Origin of the sequence: Staphylococcus pasteuri, from assembly GCF_030547725.1 — a bacterium.
GTDB lineage: Bacteria > Bacillota > Bacilli > Staphylococcales > Staphylococcaceae > Staphylococcus > Staphylococcus pasteuri.
Genome location: NZ_JAUOQO010000603.1, coordinates 1 through 253, shown reverse-complemented (window position 1 = coordinate 253; position 253 = coordinate 1). Strand labels below are relative to the sequence as shown.

The following is a 253-nucleotide window of genomic DNA, read 5'->3' as shown; positions in this document are numbered from 1 at the left end:
GCTTACCCCGGCTAGTACTTTAAAGGTGATTACCGCCACTGCAGCCATTAAACAACTTGGTGCAGATTATCGCTTTAATACCCAAGTGAGTGTGAAACCTAATCCCGAAGGGCTGCATCTTCGCTTACATATGCGTGGAGACCCCAGTTTTACCTCCCAAGATCTTAAATCTCTATTAGCTCAAGTCACTAAAGGTTTTGGAAAAAAAGTGGCTTCAATAACCATAGATGAGGGAGTTTTTAGTGGTCATACC

Annotated in this window: 1 protein-coding gene; it reads left to right on the top strand. The window is 43.1% G+C overall.

The features are described 5' to 3' along the window. The coding region (locus tag Q4528_RS14875) for a D-alanyl-D-alanine carboxypeptidase (RefSeq protein WP_303522447.1) at positions 1-253 on the top strand (253 nt) is incomplete at both ends.